Below are 17,284 nucleotides of genomic sequence, written 5' to 3' on the forward strand. Positions count from 1 at the left end.
CTCCTCATTTTACAAAGGAAGAATTAAAAATTCTTCCTAATTTTTATTTACCTAGGATATTTTGAGCTTCTTGGATATAAATTAAAGCTTCTTCTATAATTTTCTTAGAATAAGCAGGTCCATGAACACCCCAAGATCCATCTTTTTCTAATCTATCTGCTATAGCTTGTGCTTGATTAGTAAGGTTTAAAACTCTTGATTTTTGTTCCACTGAAAGTCTTGTTTTTTCAGCAAAAGTTTTATCAATACTTGCTATACCTTTTCTAATTTTTTCATAACCTTCTTTAACGGGATTTTGCCATTGCATTACTTTATCATAAATCATTTCTTGATTTGTAAAATGAAGTTTTTCAGGTAATGTTGATTGAACTGCACTATGACATCCACTAGCTCCTGGTCCCATTAAGTTGATATCACTAAAGCTTGTTCTACCACAACTCCACATTAAATCAATAAAAAATCTTCCTTCATCATCTCTAGCAATAGTCCATCCACCAACTTTAGGTGATCTTTCTTTGCCTTCTGGTGGATTAAGAGTTTTAGCAGTTTTATCTACTTTAATATTCCAAATATGAGATGCTCTAACATTATCAAAACCACCCTTATCTGGATTTTGAACTGCACCAAAGTTTTCACAACTCATCATATTCGGCATATGGCAAGCTGTACAATTATCTTTTGCGTGAATTCCACCTTTTTTAAAGAAACTTGCTTGAGTTTCGTGACATTCTTTACAAGTTTTTTTAAGTTTTGTTTTAGTATATCCACTTTTCCAATCATTAAAAGTTACTTCATGTGGGTCATGACAAGTATTACATCTCATACCTTTATCATAGTGAGCTGAAGAATACATTTGCGCCCCTTCGGTCCCACATGCTGGACAACTTGATTTAAAATAAGCATTTAAAGGTTTTCTAGGATTGATTTTAGCATCAGTTTCATTGTATGAAAATCTTTGATGACATCTTTCACAATTTGATGGCATACCTGCACCTCTTGCGCCATAAAGGTGTGCTCCAGCTCCGTGACACTCTTCACAGGTGATACCTTTTGAAACAGTGTGTTTTTGAAGTTCTTTTGGATTACCTAAAGCTTTATAAAATTCTTCTTTACTTTTAAAATCAAATTTAAAAGTGTGACAGGTTTCACAATATGCAGTCGCAGGTTGAAAAACAGCTTTTTCTTTATAAGTAGCAGCATAAGAATTTGTTCCCCAAACTTGAGAACCATTACCACCAAAATCTTCCATTTTAGTAGGAAATCCTGGTGCAAAAGCAGCAATTTTTTGTGCCATTTCAGGAGTTAAAAATTCACTCCAAAGCCTTGAAAATTGATTGCCACCAGCAGTTAGTTTACCAGTTAAATCACTTAAATTTCCATCTTCAACATGATAGGTTCCGCGTAATAGCCATCTATCGATAAAACCATATTTTGTTCTAGGAGTACCAATTAATGCATAAACATCATTTGGATAAATTCCATCAGGTAAAATAGTAGCTTGAGAGTTATACATAGGTTTTTTTAAACCTTCAGCACCACCAACTTCTTCCATTTCATGTGGGAAACGCACGGTTTTGGCATGGCGAGAGCGTTCCCAAGAGGCATATTGAGCAGGATGACACTCACCACATTTTTTTGGACCTACGAATTTGTTTGGAAAATCTAAAAAAGACTCATAAGGTAGACGATAAGTAATAGAAGTTTGCTTTAAACCATGTTCTTTAGCAAATTTAGGTCCATTTTGATTTAAAACCCAATTTTCAGTTCTATCACTATGGGTAAATTTTCCCACCAAGCGACCTTCTTTTTCATACTTGAAAATAGGATGGTTTTTATATAGATAGTCAAAGAATGCATCTTCTTGACTTACATAACCATCAAGAGTTCTAGGTTCTGAAGATGCAAAGGATTGAGTAGCTAAACCAATTCCTAAAGCCAAACACGAGTATGTAACAACTTTAGCTAATTTGTGTTTCATAACTTCCCTTTCATGTGAATTATTAACAGATAAAAATACTCTTATTTTCCATCTGTTAACTATTAAATTATAATTATAGATTTATTTCATTAATTTTTGCTTAAAAATTAGTATATTTTTTAATGATTAGTTAATTTAAATTAATAATTTTTATCGGTTTATATAAAAATAAAATATTTTTAAATTCGACTTATAGTACCTACTACTTTTCCTACTATCAAAAAGTCTCCGTTTTGGTAATGCACATCAGCATAACTAAGATTAAACGAATGTAAATAAACTCCACCTTTATTACTTTTAAAAACTTGTTTAATGAATAAACCATCTCTAGTATTTACAGCAAAAACTCCACCTTCTTTAAAATTTTTACTTTTATCAACCAAACATAATGAATCATCTTTGATTTCAGGTTCCATGCTATCACCAATACAAGGGATGATATCACAATCTTTTGAGCCAAAAAAATCACTTAATTTTTCATCAATAACTACTTCAGAAAAACTTATATTATCATTTAAAGCGCCACCACCCATAGAAGCATTAATATCGTAATATTTTAAGATATTGTAGTTTAGATCAAGCGAAGTGGAGTTGTTTTCTAGTGAATTTTCATAAAAAAACGTATTAATGTTGATATTTCTTTCATTTAAAAATTGAAGTATTTGTTTATATGGTATAGAATTTCTAAATTTCATACTATAAAAAGTATCAGATTTTATATTTAATGTTTTTGCTACATCAGAATCTTTGGCATTTTTTATACCTTCTTTTTGGAGTATAAATTTAAGTTTATCAATAATTTCATTCATTTGCATAAAAATCCTTTTTAAATAAAAAGTATTTTAGCAAATTTACTTTTATTTTGCAAGAATTATTTTAAATTAAAAGATATTTAGCTTCCATGAATTTGGAAGCTAAAAAATTATTTATTGATTAAATTTTTAATATATTGATCTACCATATATAAGCCATTGCAATTGTCGCCAATGAGTTTAATTTTATCAACTATACCTCTAAAAAGTGCTTCTTCTTCGTGCTGTTCGCTTACATACCATTGTAAAAAATTAAAAGTTGAATAATCCTTATTTGAAAGCATAAAATCAACAAGATTGTTAATAGAAGCGGTAATACTTTTTTCGTGTTCAAATGTTTTTTCAAAAACATCTAATAATGATTTAAAATCACTATCAGGTTTTTTAACTTCTTTTAATTCTACTTTAGAGTCTGTTTCATTTAAATAAGTGATGAGTTTTCCAGCATGATCACTTTCTTCTCTTGCATGTTCGAACAAAAACGCCCCCGCACCATCAAAACTATGCTCATAGCACCATGAACTCATACTTAAATACAAATTTGCTGCATACATTTCTTTATTAATCTGCTCATTTAATAAAGCCACTACTTCTTTAGAAAGCATTTTTTCTCCTTAATATTGTGATAATTTAACTTTATTATATTAATTTGAATTTAATTAAAATCATATTAATAATAGATTTTTACTATAAAGAATTAATAGTAAAAGAAAAAATGCTACATTTTTTAGGAGTAGATTGAATTTTTAAAGAGCTTTTATGTAAAGTGAGTATTTTTTTTACTAAAAACAATCCTAGTCCAAAAGAATTATTTTGACTAGTATCGATTTTATAAAATTTTTTTGTGATTAGTTTTAAGTATTTTTCCTCTATACCTATACCTTGATCTTGTATAGTAAATTCTTGATTTTTAACTTCAATAAAAATACCTTTTTGGCTATATTTTAGCGCATTGCTAATGAGATTAATAATAACTTGCTCAATGAGAAAAGAATCTGCTTTTATGAAAGTTTGCTCTCCTTGAATTTTAATCCTGCTTTCATTAAAATTTTCAACAATATCTTTACTTAAAGCATATAAATCGAATTTTTCTTTGTTTAAAGATATTGTATTTAAATTAAAAACAAAATTAAGTTTGTGTGTTAGTTGGTTGATTTTTACGCTTTGCTTGTGAATTTTTTCAAGTAAAAATTTTCTCATAGTTTCATTATGTTCTTCTTCTAAAGACTGCAAACTTAAATTTATAACGCTTAAAGGATTTTTTAACTCGTGTGATATAGCACTGATTAAATTTGAAAGCTGAGTGTTTTTCATTTTAATTTTTTTGGCTTGTTTTTTATTTTGTAATTCTTTTTCATAAAATAATTTTTTAATTTTTAATAATCTTAAATTTAAAGAATTTAAATCATAAAAAAAGTTTTTTGTAAAATGAAATTCTGATTGACTTTTTATGTTTTTAATAAATAAAAGTAATTCTTGAAAGTATTTTTTAAAAAAATTAAATATAAAAATATATATTGCAGTTAATATTGCCAAAAAAAGCAAAAAAATCAAAATATTTTTTATCCAAAAATCTTGTATTTTTGCGTTTATTTTTGGATAAACAATGATGATGTATTTATATCCTTCATATTGATACGCCTTATAATAAATTTCTTTATTATTAAAAAATTCATGTGTAAAATCTGTGTTAAATTGATTTTTAAAAAATTCAAAATCATCTAAAGATGAGATGATTTTTTTATCTTTTTCTATGATGAAATCTGCTCTTGTTTGTTGGGAAAAATCTTTAATGTTATTTACATTAAGTGTTTTTATAATATTAAATTTTAATGTATCGTTTAAGGTTTTTAATTTTTGCTCATAAGTGCTTTTTATGGTGTTATTTATATATTGCTCATTAACAAAATAAAATAACCCTATAAAAAATATACAAAAATATATAAAAAATAAAGCAAAAAAATTTCTGATTTTTAACACAATTTATAACCCACTGAGCGCACTGAAATGATATTTTCCTTAATTTGTGGAATTTTTTGTTTTAATCTTAAAATAGCTGTATTGATTGTCTTATCGCTTGTTGCATCATTTTTCCATACTTGTTCGCTTAAAAACTGACGACTTAGAAGTTGATTTTTGTGATTAAAAAAACACTTGAGTAGTTCTACATCTAGGGTTGATAAATTTTCAAATGTATTTGCTTGATGGATTAATTTTCTTTCTTCTATATATAAAGTAAAATCTTGATAAGAAATTTGTTCTTTTTGGGTTTTATTTCTTTTGGTTGCGACTTTAATTCTAAATAAAAGCTCATTAAAATTAAAAGGTTTGCATATATAATCATCACAACCTTGCTCAAAACCTTCTAAAATATCTTTTTGTAAAGTCTTTGCACTAAGAAAAATCACAGGCTCTATATAACCTTTTTTTCTTAATTGTTTTATCATCTCTACACTATCGCCACTTGGTAAATTTCTATCCATGATGATTAAATCTATTTCGTTTGTATCTAGAAAGGTTTCTAAGTCAAAAAAATCAAAATAACTATAAATTTTTATATTTTCTTGACTAAGTCTTAGTGTGATTAATTCGTTTAAGTCTTTATCATCTTCTATCAAAATAACATTTAACATACAAAAATTATATCAAAAAATACATGTATCCAAAATGTTTCCAAGTTTTTTTAAATTTTCATTACTTTTTTAAAACAAGGAGAAAAAATGAAAAAACTTTTGGCTTTAAGTGTGGCTACTTTTGTTAGTTTAAACGCAGCAGAATTAAAAATAGCTGGTTCATCTACTGTCTATCCTTTTACTTCTTTTGTTGCTGAAGAGTATGCTTCTATAAAAAATACAAAAACACCTATAGTTGAAAGTCTTGGTACAGGTGGTGGTTTTAAAGTTTTTTGCGAGGGTGTTACTGATATTTCTAATGCTTCAAGAGCAATTAAGCCAAGTGAATTTGAAACTTGTAAAAAATCAGGCGTGAGTGATATAGTCGGGATTATGATAGGTTATGATGGCATAGTTTTAGCTCAAAATAAAATCAATGCCCCGTTAAATATAAGCTTGCATGAGTTATTTTTAGCTTTGGCTAAAGAAATTCCACAAGATGGAAAATTAATCCCAAATCCTTACACAAATTGGCAACAAATCAATAAAAATCTACCAAATAGAAAAATTACAATCTATGGTCCTCCATCAAGTTCAGGAACAAGAGATAGTATAGAAGAGCTTGTGATGGTAGATATTTCTAAAAAAATTCCTGAATACAAAGGTGTATATAAAACTATACGCCAAGATGGAGCATTTATACCAAGTGGAGAAAATGATAATTTAATTGTTTCAAAACTTTCTGTTGATAAAGAAGCTTTTGGGCTTTTTGGATACGGATTTTTAGCTAGTAATGATGATAAGATTAATGCTGCTTACATTGATGGTGTAAAGGCTGATGAAAAAAATATTTCCGAAGGAAAATATAAACTAGCTCGTTCTTTGTTTATATATATGAATGCTAAGAAAAATCCAGAAGTATTTGAATTTGCAAAAATTTATATGAGCGATGATTTAGCCAAAAGTGGAGCAGAATTAGAAAAAATAGGATTAGTTTCTTTGGATGAAAAAACTTTAAAACAAACCCAAAAACATATAGAAGAAAAAGGTTTATTAACTGATGAGCTTGTTAAAGCAGGAAAAGTTTTTTAATTTTTAGGATGAAAAATTGATAAAAGAAAAACTAATAAAATTAACGCTTTTTCTTTGTGCTTTTGTTAGTGTAGTAGTAAGCTTTGCTATTATGCTAACCATTTTAATTGAGGCTTTAAAATTTTTTCAAAAAGAAAGCGTATTTACTTTTTTGTTTTCAAGTCAGTGGGCAGCAGATGCTGCGTTTGTAGGTGCTGATGGAAGTAGCAAGCATGGGATTTTTGGTGCTTTGAGTTTATTTTGGGGAACTTTTTATATATCTTTAATAGCTATGCTTACTGCTTTACCTTTAGGTGTAATGTGTGCTATTTATCTTGGAGTATTTGCGGGTAAAAAATCTAAAAACTATTTAAAGCCTATTTTAGAAATCATAGCAGGAATTCCTACTGTAGTTTTTGGGTTTTTTGCAGCCATAGTTGTAGCTCCTTTTATAGTATGGTTTTTCTCTCTTTTTAGTATCAAAGCTAGTTTTCAAAGTGCCCTAGGTGCAGGTTTTATCATGGGTATTATGATAGTTCCTATAGTGGCTTCTTTGTCGCAAGATTGCATTGAAGCTGTAAGTTTAAAAAGGATAAATGGGGCTTATGCTTTAGGTATGACTAAAAAAGAAGTCGTTTTTGCAGTGATTTTACCAGAAGCAATGCCAGGTATAGTTGCAGCTTGTCTTTTAGGACTTTCAAGAGCTTTAGGCGAAACGATGATAGTTGTTATGGCCGCCTCGTTGCGTCCAAATTTAACAATGAATTTTTTAGAAGATATGACAACAGTGACAGTAAAAATAGTAGAAGCATTAAGTGGTGATCAAGCTTTTGATAGCTCTTTGGCTTTAAGTGCATTTTCTTTAGGTCTTGTGCTTTTTATCATTACATTAATCATTAATATTTTTAGTGTTTATTTAATAAATCGCTTCCATAAAAGGAAAAATTTATGAAAAAACTTTTTAAACAAAGAAAAAAAGCTTCAAAAAATTTCAAAAGATTCTGTAAAATAGGGCTTTATATAAACCTTATTTTTCTTTGTATTTTTTTATCAAGTGTAGGGTATCTTGGGATAGGAGCTTTTAAGCAAACTTACATTTATGCTTATGCTGATAGAAATAGCCCTTCATATGAGCTTTTATCACGTGCTGAACAAAGGAAAATAAGAACGGGTCAAATCAAAGAAAAAACTTGGCTTTTAGCAAATTCTGAAGTTGATCAATATATGAAAAAAAACTACAATAAATTAAGTGATGAGCAAAAAAAATTAGTTGATGAATTAGTTCAAAAGCAAGAAATCAAACTGAGTTTTAACACTAATTTTTTCCTTAATGGAGACTCTAAATCACCTGAAAATTCAGGAATCTTTGCTTCTGTGGTTGGAACTTTGCTTGTAATGTTAGTATGTATGGCTGTGAGTATCCCAATAGGAGTTGGAGCAGCTATTTATTTAGAAGAATTTGCTCCGCAAAATGTATTTACTCATTTTATAGAAGTTTGTATAAATAATTTAGCTAGCATTCCTAGTATTTTATTTGGACTTTTAGGTCTTGGAGTGTTTATTAATCTTTTTGGCATGCCTCGTTCTAGTGCTTTAGTCGGGGGATTGACTTTAGCTATTATGAGTTTGCCTATTATTATCGTTTCAACTAAAGCTGCTTTAAAAAGTGTTGATGTAAATATGAAAAATGCTGCATATGCTTTAGGTATGACTAAAATTCAAATGATAAAAGGTATTATGCTACCTTTGGCAATGCCTATGATTTTAACAGGTTCTATTTTAACTTTAGCAGGGGCTATTGGCGAAACTGCACCTTTGATGATTATAGGTATGATAGCTTTTATACCTGATGTAGCAAATAGTATTTTTGCACCAACAAGTGTTTTACCAGCTCAAATTTTTTCATGGTCAGCTATGCCAGAGCGTGCATTTTTAGAAAGAACAGCAGCTGGGATTATAGTGCTTTTATCTCTTTTGGTGATTTTAAATTTAGCAGCAATACTTTTAAGAAGATATTTTCAAGGAAAATTAAAATGATAGCAAAAACAACAAATTTAAATTTATTTTATGGTAAAAAACAGGCTTTGTTTGATATTAACATGGAAGTACAAAAAAATAAAATAACAGCTTTAATAGGTGCTTCAGGTTGTGGAAAATCCACATTTTTGCGTTGTTTTAATAGAATGAATGACAAAATAGCAAAAATCGATGGTCTTGTTGAGATTGATGGAAAAGATGTTAAAAATCAAGATTTAGTTGTGCTTAGAAAAAAAGTTGGAATGGTATTTCAACAACCTAATGTTTTTGTGAAAAGCACTTATGATAATATTTCTTATGCTCCTAAACTCCATGGGATGATTAAAAATAAAGATGAAGAAGATGCTTTAGTGGAAGATTGTCTTAAAAAAGTAGGTCTTTTTGAGGAGGTAAAAGATAAACTAAAACAAAATGCTCTAGCACTTTCAGGTGGTCAGCAACAACGCCTTTGTATAGCAAGAGCCTTAGCTATAAAACCAAAATTATTACTTTTAGATGAACCTACTTCAGCACTTGATCCTATATCTTCAAGTGTTATAGAAGAACTTATCAAAGAGTTAAGTTATAATCTTTCTATGATCATGGTAACACATAATATGCAACAAGGCAAACGCGTGGCTGATTATACTGCATTTTTTCATTTAGGAGAGCTTATAGAATTTGGAGAAAGCAAGGAATTTTTTGAAGATCCAAAAGAAGAAAAAACCAAGACTTATTTAAGCGGAGCATTTGGGTAATCTGTAACTTTAAAGAAATTTTGATGATATAATATTGTTAAAATTTCAAAAGGCTTAAAATGCTTATTAATAAAACATATTTTATAGATTCTTGTGATGATATAGAGTTGAATATAAAAAGAGAAAGTAAATTAGAATATAAAATTACTTACGATGATAGTAAACAAATGAAAGCTGTAGTTTGTATTATTCCTGGATTTGGAGAAGATACAAATAGTGATTACAAAAGACATTTAGCTGAAATTATTTGTAGTAGTTTTGATGTGCTTGTGCTTAATGTTGAATATCATTGTATAGGAGCGAGATTAAATAATGGTGCAAAAATAACATTTGATAATATAGATAAATTTATATTAGAGCATTCATGTAAAGCATTTGGTATAAATTGGAAAGATTTTTCTTATGATGATTTAAAATATATAGATCAACAAATGGTTGAACTAAAATCAATAAATAAAAATATTTATAGTCAGAGTAAAATTCGGCTTAGTGGTAGTTTTGAGCCAACCAAAAACGAGTATCAAAATTTTGGTATTATGCAAGCAACGGATATATCTAATGCTATATTACATGTAGAAAAAAATATGGGGGGGGGCATACCAGTAATTTTAGTCGGTAGCTCTCATGGGGGATATTTAGCAAATTTATGTGCTAAAATATGCCCTTGGATTATAGATGGTATAATAGATAATTCTTCTTATGCTTTAACACCTCTTGCGTATTTGGGTTTTGCTAAAGAAATTGATTATACTAGATATTATGAATTTTATATAAAATATTCAGAAAATATTGATTTATTTTTGTTTACTAAAAGTTTTTGGACATCTAATCAATATTCTCCTTACTATTTTTCCAATGCAAGAAAAAGTATTAGGGATATTTTAAATTATGATCATTTAAAACTTCAATCAAGTTATGGAAAAATTCCTTATATTAGTTATCATAGCGTCTATGATACAATAGCTCCTTATAAAGATAAGGAGAAATTATATGAAATTTTAAATAAACTAGGATTTGATGTTTTTTTATATGAAATTAATTGCGAAAAACAAATAGATGGTAGATTGATTAAAAATTTAGATCACGGACTAGGAATGTCTATAAAAACTTTAATCAAAAAACATTTACCCCAAATTTTACAAAAACCTTTAAAAGATAAAACTTGTAAAAAAGAAATCTCATATAAATGTGATGATTTAGTTTATACTTTTAAAGAGAAAAACAATCAAATTATTTTAAATATTATAAAATTAAATTAGTGTTATTTATTTTTTAAAAAGTCATTTTTAAGTAAAATTATTCTTTATTTCAAAATTATTATTAAAAAAGAGTATTTATGGCAAGTAAGCAACTTTCACTCAAGCATCTTAGTATGCCTATACTACTTGAAATGTTTTTAAGATATTTTTCTTTGATTATTAATACTGTGATGGTTTCACAATATTCTAACTTTTTAGTTGGAGCTATGGGTGCAGGTAACCAAGTAGCAGATTTATTTATCATCATTTTTAGTTTTTTAAGTGTGGGTTGTAGTGTGGTAATAGCACAAGCTTTGGGAGCTAAAAACCATACTTTAGCTAGAAAAGTGATTCATCAAAGTTTATTTTTGAATGGCTTGATTGGACTTGTGTGTGGAAGTTTGATTTTGTGGCATGGAGAGCTTTTGCTTTATCTTTTACAAATTCCAAATGAACTTTTAAAAGATAGTGAAATTTACTTACATATGCTTGGAATTTGTTTGTTTTTTGATGCTATGGGTATAGTTTTAGCGGCAATTATTAGGGTGTATAATATGGCTTATTGGGTTATGTTTACAACCTTGTTGATGAATATTGTGATATTTATAGGTAATTTTTATGTATTACATTTTACTAAGCTAGAGCTTTTTGGAGTAGGGCTTAGTAATATACTTGGGCGTTTAGTAGCCTTTAGTATGCTTGTTGCTATACTTAGCTTTAAACTTAAAATTCGTCTAAAATTTAAAGAGATGATAAGCCTTGAAAAAGCAGTGCTTAAAAAGATTTTAAATATAGGTGGATTTGCTGCTGGGGAGAATTTAATATGGTTTGTTCAATACACCATAGCCTTTGCTTTTGTAGCAAGTTTAGGTAAAGAAAATTTAAGCGTTCAAACGATTTATTTTCAAATTTCTTTGCTTATCATGCTAGTAGGACAAGCCATAAGTGTAGCAAATGAAATCATCATAGGTAAATTAGTCGGTGCAAAATACTTAAATGTAGCCTACAAACACACTTGGATAGCTTTGTATTTTAGCGTGGTGGTAAGTGCTTTTGTAGCTTTACTAAATTTTGTTTTACAAGATTTTACTATGGGTGTGGTAAAGCTTGAAGAGAGTTTAAAAGATCTTATGATACCACTTTTTACTCTTTCGATTTTTTTAGAAATTTCAAGAACCTTTAATATAGTTATGGTGAATTCTCTAAGAGCAAGTGGCGATGCAAGGTTTCCCTTCTTTAGTGGAGTGGTATTTATGCTTGGAGTTTCTTTGCCTGTAGGTTATGTGCTTTGTTTTTATGCTGGACTTGGAATTTTAGGAGTATGGATAGGATTTTGTATGGATGAGTTTTTACGTGGTATTGTAAATTCATATAGATGGAAAAGTAAAAAATGGCAAGGCAAAGTGTTAGTATAAAAGGAATTTTAGAATTTAAAGAATTTCGTTTTGCTTTTGAAAAGAAAAAACTTAAATATCTAAGACTTAGAATAGATAGAGATTTAAATTTCAAGCTTAGCATACCGCTATATTATGAGCAAAGAGATGTTTTAAGATTTTTAGAAAAAAATGAAAGTTGGATTAGAGCTAAAGAAAAAGAAATTTCTACAAAGCGAGTGGTTTTAGCAAGTGATGAGTTGTATTTTTTAGGTAAAAAATATCATTTAATATTAGATGAAAATCGCAATAAAGTTTTTATAAAAAAAGATAAGATTTATGCAAAAGATCAAAATGCTTTAGAAAATTTTTTAAAACATAGTGCTAGGGTGGTTTTTGATTTTTTCATTCGCAAATGGCAATTTGCCTTTGAAAAAAAAGTGCAAAGAATTTGTATTAAAAAAATGACTTCAAGATGGGGTTCTTGTAATCATCACAAAGCATATATAAATTTAAATTTAAAACTTATGCAAAAACCCGTCAAAACCATAGAATGTGTAATTTTACATGAATTAACTCATTTAATTTATCCACACCATCAAAAAGATTTTTATATTTTTTTGCACACTTTAATGCCTGATTATAGTGAAAGAGAATTAAGTCTTAAAAATTTATCTATATAACAAAAATTTATTTTTATTTAAAAAAATATTTATTAAAATTAATAGTTTTTAAATTTCTTTTAAAGGAGAAAACATGAAAAGAAGAAACATGTTAAAAATAGGTGCTCTTGGCTTAGCTGCTATGCTTTTTAGCGGAATTGCTCTAAATGCAAAATCAAATGATGTGATTAATTTTCCAAAAGATAAACAAAAAGCATTATTACTTTCAAGCTCTGGATATAAAGATACAGGTTATTTAAACCATGCATTACCTTGGCTTAAAGATTTTGTTGAAAAAAATAATCTTAAAGGTAAAAAAGTTGCTTTTATTCCTTATGCAGGTGTTAGAAAAACTTATGAGCAATACGAAGCTCAAGTTGCTAAAGCTTTAGAAAGTTTAGGACTTCAAATAGTGAGTGTTCATAGAGGTAATGCAGCTGATATAGTAAAAAGTGCTGATGCGATTTTTGTAGGCGGTGGAAATACTTTTGAACTAGTTAATCAACTATATAACAATAACCTTGTGGAATTGATTGCAAAAAGAGTAAGTGAAGGAACTCCATATGTTGGATGGTCAGCAGGCTCAAATGTAGCGGGAGCAACTATGATGACAACTAATGATATGCCTATAGTTGAACCAAAATCATTTAATACTTTCAACATCTTCCCTCATCAAATTAACCCACATTTTATCTCAGGTAAACCAGTAGGTCATAATGGTGAAAGCCGTGAGGAAAGATTAGAAGAATTTTTAATTGTAAACCCTAAAACCATTGTTTATGCTTTACCAGAAGGTGTGGCTTTATTAATTAATGGTAAGAAAGCAAAAGTTTTAGGTATGGACAAAAATGCACCTCTTTTAAAACTTGAAAACAAAAAAGAAATTCAAAAAATTTCAATTGGCTCTGAAATTAACTACTAAAAATTAAAAAGCTATCTATGTTTTAGATAGCTTTTTAAGCTTTCCTTAGAATTAAAATTGTTATATTTATATTTTTAAATTTTTTTTTAAGGTTTTAACTTGCTTTTAGAAATTACTTTTGATTACAAATCTAAAAATGATATTTTTGAGTATTTGTTGCATTATTATGCTAAAAATTATATATATGATTACAAGCAAAGTGATGAAAAAATTATTGTTAAACTTAAAGGCGAAAAAGATGAAATTCAAGCATTTTGTGCAAATTTAGAAAATATCAGCCATAGTGTATTTTTAAATAAATTTGATTTAAAGGTTATAGAGGAAGATTTTGTATCTACAAAAAACGAAAAAAACTTTATTAAAAGATCTTTTTTAACAAGACTTAATGCAAATGCATATACTCAAGGTGAACTTTTGGAAAATGAGTGGGGTGTTTTTGTAGAAGAAGAATTTAAAATTGAAGATGATTTTGCTAAAATTACCAAAGAAAACTTTCATGATAATTTAAAAAAGACTTTAGAAAAATTAAAAAATAAACAAAAAATTCAATTTAAAAACTCAAAAGGAATTTATTCTTTTGAAATTTTCAATGAGTGTTTAGGTAGTTTTTTAATGCCAAGTGATCCTAAGCATATTAATGTATTTTTTTCTTGTAATAATGAGCAATTTAAAATTTTAGCAGGGGTTGAAAAACCCTTAATGAAACTCAAATTTAATGCTATTTTTAGACAAAATCATAATTTTAAGCAAGGTTATTTCAAAGTAAAATTCTATGATAATCTTTTTATTTTTGCTTTATGTTATGAACTAGAAAAAGAAGGTATCAAATTTTTAAATTTTGAAAAATTAGAACATTTTGAAGATGATTTTGAAGTAGCTTTAATAGAAAATGAATTATTGGTATGTAGGGGTTATGATTATATTTTACCTGAGTTTAAAAATTTAATTTTTCAAAAAGAAGATAAGAATTTTGCAAGAATATCTTGTATATTGTCTGATTTTAAGGATAAAAAGCCTTTGCTTTTAGAACTTAGTAAAAAATATGATGATATTATTTTACTTGATAAAGAAATAAACCTTTTAAAACTTTGCTTGCCAAAAAGTTTTGATGAATTTTATGAATTATTAAATCAAGATGATACTGCTAAAAGATTATTAGTTAATTATGAAAAAGAATTTACTTTACCTAGAAAAAATTTAATTATTACCAATAGTTTTTTTAGTCTTTTTGGTATGATTGGGATGATTTTGGAGCTTGATGACGAGCTAGGAAAAGCAGCATTAAAGCTTTTAAACTTAGCAGATGAGAGTAAGATGGCAAAAGGTGTTAGAATAGATTTTAAATTTAATAAACAAAAAGAGTTTGATTACACTAAAACTATAAGAAGTGTGATGAGTTTTAAACTTGCTGGTGTTGAAGATCAAATCATAGCTTTAGGTGTTGTTGAAAGTTTGGCGTATTTTTTAAGAGATTTATTTGATGATTTAAAAGCTAAAGACCAAGCAGATTGTGCTGTGCTTAGTGGAAGTTTATTTGAACATAAAAGTCTTAGCAAAAATGTGTTTAAACATATACCATTTTTTAAGATAAGTGATGTCCCTCTTTGGATATGAAATTCATATAAAAGGATTAGTGCAAGGGGTTGGTTTTCGCCCTTTTGTTTTTAATCTAGCTAAAGAGTTTAATTTAAAAGGTGAGGTGTATAATAATAGCTTGGGTGTTGTTGTAATACTTCAATGTGATGAAAAAAATATATTGCTTTTTAAAGAAAAACTTTTTGCTAATTTACCACCTTTGGCTAGGATAGATGATTTTAGTTTTTCTTATAAAAAACTTCAAAAAACTTATAATGAATTTAGTATAAGCACTTCACAAGATAGTGAAAAATTTAGCCCTATTTTGAGTGATTTTGCACTTTGTGAAGATTGTTATAATGAATTTTATGATGAAAAAAACTCTCGTTTTAAATACCCTTTTATTACTTGTACAAATTGTGGACCAAGATTTTCTATAATCAAAAAGCTACCTTATGATAGAGTTAATACTGCTATGAATGTTTTTAAAATGTGTTCTTTTTGTCAAAGTGAATATAATGATCTAAACAACCGTCGTTTTCATGCTCAACCACTTTCATGTCCAAAGTGTAAAATTTCCATTTTTTTAAAAGATAAAAACCAAAATATTTTAGCTAAAGATGAAGAAGCTTTTATTTTACTTGCAAAACTTTTAGAAGAAGGCAAAATCATAGCTTTTAAAGGTATGGGCGGGTTTCATTTAATTTGTGACAGCACGAATGAAAATGTTATAAATGAGCTTAGAATACGCAAAAATCGCCATAAAAAGCCTTTTGCTATTATGGTAAAAGATCTTAAAATGGCTCAAGAATTAGCTTTTATCAATGAAGCTGAAGCAAAACTTTTAACTTCAAATTTAAAACCAATAGTTATTTTAAAAAGCAAAAATATCCATAAAAGCTTAGCTCCTGATACTGACAAAATAGGAATAATGTTGGCGTATATGGGAACACATTTGTCATTATTTGAGTATTTTAAAAAACCTATTGTAGCAACAAGTGCTAATCCTAGTTCTCAAAGTATTATTTATGAAGAAACAAAACTTTTAGAAAAACTTTCTAATGTATTTGATTTTTATCTTGATTATGATAGGCAAATATACAATAGTAGTGATGATAGTATTGCACAAGTAATTGATGATAATAAGATAATGTTTTTAAGAACTTCAAGAGGGCTTAATCCAGTTTATATTAATGCTAAAGATATATTTAATTCAAAAGAAAATGTTCTTGCGTTGGGTAGTGAGTTAAAAAATGAATTTGCTTGTTTTTTTAAAGAGCAAATTTTTATTTCTCCATATATAGGAGATATGAAAGATTTAGATACTCAAGAAAGATTTTTTAATATATTAGAATTCTTTCAAAACTCATATAATGTTGAATTTGACAAAGTAATATGCGACAAACACCCGCATTTTAACTATACAAAAGAATTTAAAGATTATAAAAATTTTCGCATGCAACATCATTATGCACATTTGTGTGCTTGTTTATTCGAGCATAAAATTTACAATGATGAAGTTTTAGCTTTTGTTTTTGATGGAACTGGCTATGGAGATGATGGTAAAATTTGGGGTGGAGAGATTTTTAGAGCAAATTTAAAAAGCTATGAAAGGCTAAATCATTTTAAAAATTTCAAGCTGATTAATGCAGATATTAAAAATATTGCAAATTTAGCTTTAGCTTTGATTTTTGATTTTAATTTAGAAAGCAAAGCCAGCGAGTTTTTGGCTAAATTTTCTCAAATAAAATTAAATAATCTTAAAAAAATTCATTCCCAAAGTTCTTTATACACTAGCTCTCTTGGAAGAATTATTGATGCTTTTGGCGCTGTTGCTTTTGATATTCAAAGACTTGATTATGAAGCTCAAATTGGACTTTTAATGGAAAAATACTACGATCAAAATCTTAATTATAGTTATCATTTTAACATTAAAGAAAATGAAATTTGTTTTAAAAAAGCTTTTTTACAAGCCCTAAAAGATAAAGATAAGGTCAAAATTAGCACAGGTTTGCTAAATGCTATAGCAAATTGCATTATAGAATATTCAAAAGGTTTTAAAGAAGAAGTTATTTTAGGTGGAGGGGTATTTCAAAATAAAACCTTACTTGAAATTTTAATCAGAAAAAAATTTAATTATAAAACATCTTTAAAATTTCCTTGTAATGATAGTTCTATTGCACTAGGGCAACTTGTGCATTATTTATCTTTAAAAACTTAATAAAACTCATATTTTTTTAATGCTTTTTAATATACAATAAAATAAA

At 27.7% G+C, this 17,284-nt stretch carries 15 protein-coding genes; 10 read left to right on the forward strand and 5 right to left on the reverse strand.

Annotated elements, in window-relative coordinates:
- Positions 1 to 43: 43 nt before the first annotated feature.
- From CAQ16704_RS03675 to CAQ16704_RS03695, 5 genes are all read right to left on the reverse strand, one after another.
- Positions 44 to 1,978 carry a cytochrome c family protein gene (locus tag CAQ16704_RS03675; RefSeq protein WP_039666922.1) on the reverse strand — a complete coding sequence of 645 codons (1,935 nt, stop codon included), beginning with the start codon at positions 1,976 to 1,978 and terminating at the stop codon, positions 44 to 46.
- Positions 1,979 to 2,157: 179 nt separating this feature from the next.
- Entirely contained in the window at positions 2,158 to 2,793 is a 636-nt protein-coding gene (locus tag CAQ16704_RS03680) for a LexA family transcriptional regulator (protein ID WP_039666923.1), read from the reverse strand.
- 107 nt (positions 2,794 to 2,900) lie between these two features.
- Complete coding sequence (locus CAQ16704_RS03685) at positions 2,901 to 3,395, reverse strand: ferritin (protein WP_039666924.1); 495 nt, start codon at positions 3,393 to 3,395, stop codon at positions 2,901 to 2,903.
- An 82-nt stretch (positions 3,396 to 3,477) separates the two neighbouring features.
- Positions 3,478 to 4,770, reverse strand: coding sequence for a sensor histidine kinase (locus CAQ16704_RS03690; RefSeq protein WP_039666925.1), 1,293 nt, complete (start codon positions 4,768 to 4,770; stop codon positions 3,478 to 3,480).
- On the reverse strand, positions 4,764 to 5,423 hold the full coding sequence (locus tag CAQ16704_RS03695) for a response regulator transcription factor (protein WP_039666926.1): 660 nt from the start codon (positions 5,421 to 5,423) through the stop codon (positions 4,764 to 4,766). The genes CAQ16704_RS03690 and CAQ16704_RS03695 overlap by 7 nt, the downstream gene beginning before the upstream one ends.
- A gap of 87 nt (positions 5,424 to 5,510) precedes the next feature.
- On the opposite strand from CAQ16704_RS03695, the gene CAQ16704_RS03700 reads away from it, so the two are divergent.
- From CAQ16704_RS03700 to hypF, 10 genes are all read left to right on the forward strand, one after another.
- The gene (locus CAQ16704_RS03700) at positions 5,511 to 6,494 is read left to right on the forward strand and encodes a substrate-binding domain-containing protein (protein ID WP_039666927.1); all 984 of its coding nucleotides are present in this window, start codon (positions 5,511 to 5,513) and stop codon (positions 6,492 to 6,494) included.
- A gap of 16 nt (positions 6,495 to 6,510) precedes the next feature.
- The gene (gene pstC / locus CAQ16704_RS03705) at positions 6,511 to 7,425 is read left to right on the forward strand and encodes a phosphate ABC transporter permease subunit PstC (protein ID WP_039666928.1); all 915 of its coding nucleotides are present in this window, start codon (positions 6,511 to 6,513) and stop codon (positions 7,423 to 7,425) included.
- A complete protein-coding gene (gene pstA, locus CAQ16704_RS03710; protein ID WP_039666929.1) occupies positions 7,422 to 8,510 on the forward strand; it encodes a phosphate ABC transporter permease PstA in 1,089 nt (362 codons plus the stop codon). Before pstC ends, pstA begins: the two co-directional genes overlap by 4 nt.
- Positions 8,507 to 9,247 carry a phosphate ABC transporter ATP-binding protein PstB gene (gene pstB / locus CAQ16704_RS03715; protein ID WP_039666930.1) on the forward strand — a complete coding sequence of 247 codons (741 nt, stop codon included), beginning with the start codon at positions 8,507 to 8,509 and terminating at the stop codon, positions 9,245 to 9,247. Before pstA ends, pstB begins: the two co-directional genes overlap by 4 nt.
- Positions 9,248 to 9,306: 59 nt before the next feature.
- The gene (locus tag CAQ16704_RS03720; protein WP_039666931.1) at positions 9,307 to 10,506 is read left to right on the forward strand and encodes a DUF2920 family protein; all 1,200 of its coding nucleotides are present in this window, start codon (positions 9,307 to 9,309) and stop codon (positions 10,504 to 10,506) included.
- A gap of 77 nt (positions 10,507 to 10,583) precedes the next feature.
- Positions 10,584 to 11,900, forward strand: coding sequence for an MATE family efflux transporter (locus tag CAQ16704_RS03725; RefSeq protein WP_039666932.1), 1,317 nt, complete (start codon positions 10,584 to 10,586; stop codon positions 11,898 to 11,900).
- Positions 11,876 to 12,541 (forward strand): M48 family metallopeptidase, encoded by a 666-nt coding sequence (locus CAQ16704_RS03730; RefSeq protein ID WP_039666933.1) that lies wholly within the window; start codon positions 11,876 to 11,878, stop codon positions 12,539 to 12,541. The genes CAQ16704_RS03725 and CAQ16704_RS03730 overlap by 25 nt, the downstream gene beginning before the upstream one ends.
- A gap of 73 nt (positions 12,542 to 12,614) precedes the next feature.
- Entirely contained in the window at positions 12,615 to 13,442 is an 828-nt protein-coding gene (pepE, locus tag CAQ16704_RS03735; protein WP_052244992.1) for a dipeptidase PepE, read from the forward strand.
- A gap of 99 nt (positions 13,443 to 13,541) precedes the next feature.
- On the forward strand, positions 13,542 to 15,056 hold the full coding sequence (locus tag CAQ16704_RS03740; RefSeq protein WP_039666934.1) for a hypothetical protein: 1,515 nt from the start codon (positions 13,542 to 13,544) through the stop codon (positions 15,054 to 15,056).
- Complete coding sequence (hypF, locus tag CAQ16704_RS03745) at positions 15,037 to 17,238, forward strand: carbamoyltransferase HypF (protein ID WP_039666935.1); 2,202 nt, start codon at positions 15,037 to 15,039, stop codon at positions 17,236 to 17,238. The genes CAQ16704_RS03740 and hypF overlap by 20 nt, the downstream gene beginning before the upstream one ends.
- Positions 17,239 to 17,284 lie beyond the last annotated feature (46 nt).

It is taken from the genome of Campylobacter sp. RM16704, from assembly GCF_000816245.1.
GTDB lineage: Bacteria > Campylobacterota > Campylobacteria > Campylobacterales > Campylobacteraceae > Campylobacter_D.

Coding starts and splice junctions, on each gene's coding strand:
- CAQ16704_RS03675 (WP_039666922.1), bottom strand. CDS start 1,978: ATGAAACACAAATTAGCTAAAGTTGTTACATACTCGTGTTTGGCTTTA.
- CAQ16704_RS03680 (WP_039666923.1), bottom strand. CDS start 2,793: ATGCAAATGAATGAAATTATTGATAAACTTAAATTTATACTCCAAAAA.
- CAQ16704_RS03685 (WP_039666924.1), bottom strand. CDS start 3,395: ATGCTTTCTAAAGAAGTAGTGGCTTTATTAAATGAGCAGATTAATAAA.
- CAQ16704_RS03695 (WP_039666926.1), bottom strand. CDS start 5,423: ATGTTAAATGTTATTTTGATAGAAGATGATAAAGACTTAAACGAATTA.
- CAQ16704_RS03700 (WP_039666927.1), top strand. CDS start 5,511: ATGAAAAAACTTTTGGCTTTAAGTGTGGCTACTTTTGTTAGTTTAAAC.
- pstA (WP_039666929.1), top strand. CDS start 7,422: ATGAAAAAACTTTTTAAACAAAGAAAAAAAGCTTCAAAAAATTTCAAA.
- pstB (WP_039666930.1), top strand. CDS start 8,507: ATGATAGCAAAAACAACAAATTTAAATTTATTTTATGGTAAAAAACAG.
- CAQ16704_RS03720 (WP_039666931.1), top strand. CDS start 9,307: ATGCTTATTAATAAAACATATTTTATAGATTCTTGTGATGATATAGAG.
- CAQ16704_RS03725 (WP_039666932.1), top strand. CDS start 10,584: ATGGCAAGTAAGCAACTTTCACTCAAGCATCTTAGTATGCCTATACTA.
- CAQ16704_RS03730 (WP_039666933.1), top strand. CDS start 11,876: ATGGCAAGGCAAAGTGTTAGTATAAAAGGAATTTTAGAATTTAAAGAA.
- pepE (WP_052244992.1), top strand. CDS start 12,615: ATGAAAAGAAGAAACATGTTAAAAATAGGTGCTCTTGGCTTAGCTGCT.
- hypF (WP_039666935.1), top strand. CDS start 15,037: ATGTCCCTCTTTGGATATGAAATTCATATAAAAGGATTAGTGCAAGGG.